The sequence below is a fragment of the Streptomyces sp. SYSU D01066-1 genome, assembly GCF_054956795.1.
The window spans coordinates 1-7,874 of record NZ_JBUDHV010000069.1; the positions used below are offsets into that span (position 1 = coordinate 1).

The window sequence follows — 7,874 nt, forward strand, 5'->3', positions numbered from 1 at the left end:
ACACACAACACCCCCACCAACCCCACCCCCACCACCAACCCCGACACCACCCCCCTCCCCGCCACCCACCCACCCACCTGGCCCACCTCACAAGCACCCACGGCCGACCCGCCCGCGCGGACGACGCTGCCGTCGAGCTACGTGAACACCTACGGGTCGGTCCCGGACGGCAAGGTCGGGCTGGTGTACCTGGAACCGTTCACCGAGCGGGTCACCGAGGGGCTGCACCGGCAGGTCTACGAGGCGCTGGGCCTGGATCCCGACGATCCGCCGGAGCCGGTGCGCGACCAGGTGCGGGACCGGCTCGGCCGCGAGGGCCTGGCCCTCAACCTGCCCTACCTGCGGGCCAACGGCGGCCACCGCGTCACCGTCCGCGTCGACGGCCGGGATCACACCGTCGACGTGCAGCTGACCCTGTCCGACCCCCGGGTCTCCCTGCGCCAGGGCCGCTTCGACACGCGGGACCCCGACAAGCACGTGGAGCGGCGCGGCATCGGCACCCGGGAGAACTTCTCCGGGCAGCCGTCGGGCACCTACCGGACGTTCACGGTGCCGTGGACCGCCTCCTGGCCGGTCGGTGCGCCGACGCCGGTGCGGGCCGTGGACGGCACGCTGTCGGGCGCGGTCACCCACAACCAGGCGTCGGACTCCACCACCGTCACGCACATCGTCCAGACGACCTCCGCCCAGCGCTCCAACGAACCGTCCGATCCGGTGGAGTTCACGACCGTCTGGCGGGTCCGCGTCGACGCCCCCGCGGTGACCGCGTCGGCCACCGCCACGCCCGCGCCCGCGCCGGACGGCTGGGGGACCCCGCGTGCGCACGGGCCGACGACCATCTGGTTCCCGCGCCACCTCACCACCGCCGACCCGGCACCCGGTTCGCTGCCCGCCCCGGCGGCGCCGGCCGACCTGCCGCTGTACGGCGTCGACTCGGTGATCGATCCGCGGGCCCTGTACGAGCACGTGCGCCGGTCCTTCCACGCCGACCTCGACGAGGCCGCCGCCGGGCAGGCCGCCGACTTCCTCTCCGAGCCGGTGCTGCGCGGCACGCTGCCGATGCAGTCGGAGGGCGGGCTCTACTCGCCCGTCCTGACCGACTCCGCCGGCAACGCCGTGGGCATGCTGCACCTCGTCACCACGCCCACGGTCGGCACCCCGCAGCGGCAGAGCACCGCGGGCCAGATCAACCTCGAGAGCCACCTGGTCAACACCTCGAAGGTGGACCTGTCCTCGAAGTACACCAGCGGTCTGGCCCTCACCGGCTCCGGGGCCGCCGCGCTCACCGCCGACCACCGGCAGGGCCACCCGGACGCCTCGCGGGTGATCGGCGGCAGCCTCGGACTGCGCGGCCAGGCCACGGCCACCGTGACCAACACCTACGGCGCCGGTTCCTCCTCCGGCACGATGCACGCCATCCGCACCAACCGCGGCCACCTCCTCGCCCCGGCCGCCGTCACCTACCGGGTCACCCTGATCCGGCCCGACGGCACCGAGACCGCGGCGCCGCCGCTGGCCCACGGACACGGCATGGACCTGCGGGTGCTCAGCAAGGCGGACGCCACCGGGCACCCGCCGGCCGGGGACGAGGTGCGGGAGCTGCCGGACGCGCTGGAGCGGCTGGACGGCATCGGCCTGAGCGCGGCGCCGCTCGACGTCACCGGCACGGACGTGCTGTTCGACCGCGCCGAGCGGTGGCTGCGCCGCGAGGGCTTCCTGCCGCCCGCGCCGACGGCGCCGGCGTCGTCCGGCGGGCCGGGCGGGCGGCTGAAGCAGGCGGTGCGCGACCACGAGCCGGAGCACCAGATCCGGTTGCACGCCCAGCTCAACAACCTGCGCCGACTGCGCGAGGCGCGCTCCCGCACCGGGCGGCGGGCCGCGACCGACGCCATGGTCGACGGCGGGCACGCCCTGCACTTCGAGGTGCCCAACAGCACGGACACCGGCGTCCGCCGGGTCCGGCTGCTGCTCACCGCCGAGCGGGACGCCACCCGGGCGGCCGTCCACCGCCGGGTGCTGCCGGGCATCCAGGTCATGGGCCTGGCCCAGGCGGCCGGCGGCGACACCGAGCAGCGCGGCGAGTCCTACGGCGGCGCGCTCGGCCCGATGGGCAGCGTCACCGCTCCGCTGGGCGGCTGGGGCTCGATCGGGTTCGGCGGCGACTACCAGTACGGCCACCAGGTCACGCACGGGGACACCGTGGGCGGGGCCACCGGGCACGATCAGTTCTACATCGGCACCGGGCAGGACAGCCACGAGTTCGAGGTGCCGGTGCGGCTGGGCCTGGACCTGTACGCGGACGACAGCACCCGGCCGACGGAGCGGTTCGGACAGGACCCCGCGCCCGCTCCGGCCCCGCCCGGAGCGCCGCCCGCGCCGCCGGCCCCCAGCCCGCCGACGGTCGCCGGGTCGCTGCGGCTGGCGGTGCCCCACGGCCGTACCCACGCGCCGTCCCCGAACGGCACCCCGGCGTCGCCCGCGCCGCGCCGGGACGGTGTGCCGCGCCGTCCCGACGCCACCGACCACGCCCGTCTGGACGGCACGGACGCCGCCGGCACGCCCCGCCCGGAGCTGGTGCGCGTCCCCGACGACGCGCTGATCGACACGGTGCGCGGCTCCGCCGCCATCGAGGCGGCCTTCCAGCGGGCGGCCGGCGACATCCGCCGCGAGACGGCGAACACACCGCCGACGGCCACGCCGGCCGGCGGACCAATCCTGCCGGTGACGGCCCCGGCCACGGGCACGGCGACCGCCCCCGCCGCGGACGGCACCGCCGCCGCACCGTCCGGCGTCCGCCTCTCCCCCCTCGCCGGCCACGGTCTCGCCGACACCCGTACCCGGGCCGCCGAGATCCGGCACGCCTCGCTCACCCCGGGCAGCCTGGTCGCGCACGGGCACGCCCTCTTCAAGAGCTCCTACGTAGTGGAGGGCCTGTCGCTGCCGGGGACGGTCGCGGACGGCCAGTACTCGGTGGAGGTCCAGGCCGTCGCCCACCGGCCCCGCCTGCTGGACACCACCAAGCAGTACCTGGAGACCGGCGTTTCGGCGACCGACAGCGCGCAGCAGCTCAAGTCCCTCGGCAAGTCGCACCAGTTCGGTGGCGTGGGCACGCTCACGCAGAACCCGCCGACGGTGCCCGCGGGACCGGAGAACGCGGCCGGCCAGACCAGTCCGGAGACCGAGGGCTCCGCCTCCTCCACCGGCACGACCAGCACGTCGTACAAGGGGCTGTTCAACCCGTCCGGGCGCCTCGGCTACATCGCCCGCACGGACACCGCGGACACCCTGGCCTCCAGCACCGGTGTCAACCGCACCCCCACCGAGAGCGGCCAGCTGCACCGGATCGTCGCGGACGTCACCTACCTCGTCACGGTCCGGGCCGGTTCCCGCAACGTCCTGGGCGGTGTCCCCGGCGAGCCCGGCACCGTCGACCCGGTCACGTACGCCGTGGACGTGCCGGACGGGCTGCAGTTCCTGATGACGCAGGGCCAGCTCGCGCGGGACGCCCGCTGGATGGGCTCGGTGGCGGGCCTGGCTCCCGCGCCCGCCCCGGTGCTGACGGCGCCGCTGCCGTCGGCGTACGTCCGCGACCGGCAGCTCGGCCTCGGCGGTGTCACGTCCGTCGTCGAGTACGAGATGCCGGCCGCCGCGCCGGTGCCGTCGTCCGGGCCGAACAGCGGCGCCGTCCCGCTCGGTCCGGTCCGGCCCCGGGAGCGGCGCGGCCAGGTGCGGCGGGCGCTGCTCGACCTGGTGGAGCGGGAGGCGCCCGGCGCCACGACCCCCGGGCACCCCGGCTACCAGCCCGGTGTGCACAGCCGGATCGCCCAGCTCGCCTCCACCGCCGGCCTGCGCGCACTGCCCGGCCGCGGTCCGGACGGCACGCCCCGGCGGGCCACCACCCGCTTCCACTTCCGCCACCACGGGTACGGCGGTGAGCGTCTCGTCGAGGTGACGCTGACGGCGGTGCCCCGCCGCTCCCAGGACCTGACCGGCGTGCGCGGCATCTCGCGCCCCGGCTCGGGCCTGGAGCAGTGGCAGTCGCACACCTCCTCGGGCCGCACCACGACCCGGGCCGCGGTGCGGCAGAAGCAGCTCGCCGCCAGTCTCACCACCCGCTACCCCCGCCCCGGCCAGGGCGCGGGCGGCGGCAAGGTGGACCGGGCGGCGCCGGTGTTCACCCCGCAGGCGGCCACCAGCAGGTCGGCCCGGCGGGCGGCCACCGCCGACAACCGCTTCTGGCTGCGCACCGACAACGGCGCCGACTTCGACGGCCTGGAGTACGACTACGTCGTCTCCGTCCGTTCGGCGCTGGTCGCCGACTGGCCGCCCAACGTGCTCGGCGGCCTGGTGCAGAACGGTGTCATCGCCTGGTCCGACGCGGACGGTGACGTACGCCGCTGGATGGACGAACTGCTACGGCGCGGGCAGCCGCGCACCCGCGGCGTGCCGGTCCGGCTGTCCCTGCGCTTCACCGGCACCGAGACCGGTGCGCGCACTTCCCCGGCGTCGGTGACCGCGCCGTCCGCCCTGTCCACCACCGACCCGCGCAACCGGGTGCTCGGGACCGGTCCGGCGGCCGCCCCGTACCTCGCCGACGACCAGATGTTCCACCCGACGGGACCGACCCCGGCGTTCGCCTTCGACGGCTGGGCGCACCTGGAGTCCGCGCTGAACGAGGTGGCGCCGCGGGCCGACGGCCGCTGGCACGCGCAGCTGACCTCGGTGTCGGCGGAGGGCCGCGCGGTCCGGCTCGGTCAGCTCATCCAGGCGGGCCGGATCTCCCTCGACCGCACCCGGCTGGCCGCCGGCCTCACCCGGCGGATGCCCGGCACCCGCCCCTTCGAGGGGGCGCCGGCGCAGGCGCCGTCCATCGAGATCACCCTCTACAACCCGCGCCGCGCCACCCACGCCGACGACGTCACCCTCGACCAGCTGCACAACACCACCGACACGGTGAGCACCTCGGCCGGCGCCGACCACTCCCTCGCCACCGCCTTCACCGAACTGCTCAGCGCCGACGACGCCAACCACCACCTGGCCGGGTTCACGGTGCCGCTCGCCCAGCGCCCGACCCAGCCGTCCGCGTTCGGCGGCACCACCACCGGCAGCCGCCGTGACTGGCTGAAGTCCGGCTCCACCGCCGCGCCCGCGAGCGGCGCCCGCGGTACCCGCAGCCACGCCGTCGACGCCGACGTGCACCTGCTCGTCGAGGGGCCCGCGGGCACCCGCCACGTCACCGGCACCGTCACCCTCCGCGTCGAGGAACGCGACCTGCTCGGCCACGGTCTCATCGGCCCGGACGAGTCCCCGGACGGCGTCCGCGACCTGCCCGCGCTCGTCCCCGACTGGGCCACCGCCGAGCCGCACGCCCTGGCCGAGCGCCTCACCGCCGCGATCCCGCCGGGCCACCAGGGCGTGCAGCTCTGGGCGGCTCTCGGCGCCGACTCGGCCGGCACCCGGCTGGGTCAGGCCCTCTACGGCGCCTCCCGCGCCGCCGTCCTGGGCAACCGCCCGGTCGAGCTGATGACACGTGACGCCGAGGGCGTGCGCCGCTGGGAGTTCACCCCCGACGGCGCCCTCGTCACCGCCGACGCCGCCCTCACGGCCGCGTGGACGCCCTTCCACGCCGAGGCCGAGCGGCTGCACGCCGCCGCCGACGCCCTCGCCGACACGCCCGCCCGGCTGGCCCGCCTCACCGCCTCCCTCCAGCACGCCAACCGCGCCCGCTCCGACGCCCTGGACGCGGTGGGGCGGGCGCGGGACGCGGTGACGGAGGCGACGCGGGCGCTGCGGCGGGCGCGGGCCGACGCCGCCGCCTCGGCGCGGGACGCGCGGGACGCGCGGGACCTCGTCGACCGGCGGAGGAAGTCGTACGCCGACGCCCAGCGCACGGCGGCCACCCTGCCGTCCGTCATCGCCGCGAACGAGCGCGCGGAGACGCGGGGGCGCACGGACCTGCGGGCGGCGCTGGCCCGGCTGACCGAGGCGGAGAACGCGGTGCGCGCGGACCGCGCGAAGGCCACCGGAAAGGAAGCCGGGAAAGCCGTCGGGAAGGAAGCCGGGAAAGCCGTTGGGAAAGACACGCCCGGCCCGCAGGCCACCGTCTCCACCACGACGCCGCGCTCCAGCCGACCGGCCGCCGACGTAGCCGACGACCCCCGGGTACAGGCGGTCCTCCCGGCGGTCACCGCCGCCGAGACCGCCGTCCAGCAGGCCACCGACCGGCTGACGGCCGACCGCGGGGCCCTGGCGGAGGCGCGGCGCGTCATCGGGATCGCACCGGCCGGCATCCGCGCCGCCGAAGAGGCCCGCGACCGGGCCGAGAGCGCGGCCCGGGAGGACGCCGCCGCCGTGGACCGGCGCGGCGAGAACCTGCGCGTGGCCCAGCTCCGGGAGAACCGCGCGGGCCTGCGGGCGGAGCGCGCCCGCCGCAAGGTCACCCGCCGCGAGGGGCAGCTCGCCGCCACCGTCGCCGCGCAGCACCGGGCCGCCGCCGACCTGTCGGCGGCCACCGACGCGCTGCCGGACCTGGCCGGTGCCGTGCGGGACGACGCCCCCGCGCCCGAGCAGTCGCTGCGCACCACCTTCGCCACCGTCCCGCCCCGCTGGCCCGACCCCGACGGCCGCCCCGCCCCCCTCCCGGCCGGCGGCCAGACGCACACGCCGGGCGCGGCAGCCGGGAAGGCGCCGGTGACCGGGACGGCCCCGAAGCCGAAACCGGCGACGAAGCCGAAACCGGCGACGAAGCCCGACACCAAGGGCAAGGCCCCGCTCACCGCACCGCCGAAGCCCCCGACGGCCCTGCCCACACCTCCGCCACCCCCCGCCTCCTCGCCGTACGTCGCCCCGCGCGGCGCCCACGTCCAGACGCCCGGGGACGGCTACTGCCTGCTGTACGCGGTCATCGGCAGCGCCCCCCAGGTGGTGGGCAACCGCCTGGCGCGGGCCGGCGGCCCCGCCCTCGATCCGGGGACCGCCGCCTGGCTGGCCCGGCCCGACCAGGTACGGCGCACGCTGACGGCGCTCGCGGTGAACCCCGCGGCCACCGACCAGGGCACCGGACATCTGCGCGCCACGCGCCGGCGGTTGCAGGACCTGGTGCTGGCCCGGCTGGCGGCGGCCCGCGCCGGTGCCGCCCCGCTGTCGCCGCAGGTGCTCGGCCAGCTCCGGGGCGTCCTGGTGGGACAGTTCGCGGCGCGGGCCTGGACCGCGCCCATCGGCTGGGTCGACGCGCGGCTGGCCCAGTTCGCCATCCAGGGCGTGACCCGCGCCGAGGACATGGACCCGGACGACCTCCAGTCCCGCTACCTCCGGGCGGTGTCCGCGCCGGGGGCGCCACCGGCCCCGTCCGGCGCTCCGCCGAGCAACCGCCAGATGTACGGCTACCTGCGCTCGCTCAACGCCCTGCCGACGCTCGCCACCATGTCACCGGACGAGCGCCGGCACCTGCTCGTCGCGCGCTACCACGGCAGCACCGCACCGCTGGCCACGGCCGAGGCCGACGCCCTCGAACAGGCGGTGCGCAACTGGTCGGACGAGTGGGACAACCCGGTCGGCGACGCCTTCCTGCCGCTGCTCGCCGACACCCTCGGTGTCCCGATCCACGTCTTCCAGCCGGTGTCGGACACCACCGCCCTCACCCCGGCCGACGGTCCCCGGGGCATCGTCCTGCCGTACGGCCGGACCGACGCCACCGTGCCGGCGATGGAGCTGTACTACACGGGACGCAACCACTACAGCGCGAGCGACGCGGGCCCCCTCACCACACCCACGACCACCGGCACCGGCACCGGCACCGGCACCGGCACGACTACGGGCACGGACGCGGGCGCGGACGCCAACCCGACCTCCCACGCCCCCCGCGGCCCCCACGA

The 7,874-nt window shown here is 76.9% G+C and carries 1 pseudogene; it reads left to right on the forward strand.

Features of this window, described 5'->3' with window-relative positions:
* A pseudogene (locus ACY1JF_RS31720) lies at positions 1–7,874 on the forward strand (hypothetical protein); the annotation flags it as partial.